Below are 893 nucleotides of genomic sequence, written 5' to 3' on the forward strand. Positions count from 1 at the left end.
AATCGACCTGGGATTTCATAATGTTTTAATTCTTTATGAAAAGAATGGTGGTCGATACTGGGCTCGAACCAGTGACCCCCTCCTTGTAAGGGAGGTGCTCTCCCAGCTGAGCTAATCGACCTGGGATTTCATAATGTTTTAATTCTTTATGAAAAGAATGGTGGTCGATACTGGGCTCGAACCAGTGACCCCCTCCTTGTAAGGGAGGTGCTCTCCCAGCTGAGCTAATCGACCTCGCTGTGTGGGGCCGTATTATAGGGAGGAACGATCTACTGTCAACGCTTTTTTCAGATAAAATAACGACTACGGTTCAATTTTGCGCGTGTTGCTGCATAGTTAATCAGAAGCGTACCGTCTAAAGCTATAACTGGCTAAAAGTTAGCTTAACAAATCGTTGTCGGACGACTTCGTTTTATTCTAATGCTGAGTATACGGAGTAATTCTTATATTAAAAAGTATGCATTTGTTCATTGTCGAATTTAAAAAGGTATCTTTAGATAGATAAGTGTTGGTTGTTTTTGTGTTGTCGAGGGAGTTTACACTGCGAAGATAAAGGCTTACTTTTTGGTAAGGCGGCTCGGTATGCAACAATCTGGTTTGGAATTCTTACATTATAGAAGCAACACTCAACGGTTCCTCTTTCGTTGTTTGGCTTACTTCAAACACACAACGCTTGTAGTAAAGTTAATTAGCGACAAACAATCATTACTAGTTCAATAGGCTTATATCGATACTGCTATTTTTTACTTTCACGCAGTTCGAAATGGTTACTCATTTTTTCATCCTTTACCCTTGTGACTAGTGTTTCTGCGCAACGGTAGAGATAAAAGAGTGAAAAACGGTTGTAGAAGAGTGAAACGTTAAGCTTCTGCTTAGCAACGAGCAACGAGCAA

At 40.4% G+C, this 893-nt stretch carries 2 tRNA genes; both read right to left on the reverse strand.

Annotated elements, in window-relative coordinates:
* Positions 1–45 precede the first annotated feature (45 nt).
* Positions 46–121 (reverse strand) — tRNA-Val (locus tag AB4298_RS21165).
* Between the two features lie 37 nt (positions 122–158).
* Positions 159–234 (reverse strand) — tRNA-Val (locus AB4298_RS21170).
* Between the last annotated feature and the right edge of the window lie 659 nt (positions 235–893).

Source organism: Shewanella sp. 10N.261.52.F9 (assembly GCF_041471165.1).
GTDB lineage: Bacteria > Pseudomonadota > Gammaproteobacteria > Enterobacterales > Shewanellaceae > Shewanella > Shewanella marinintestina.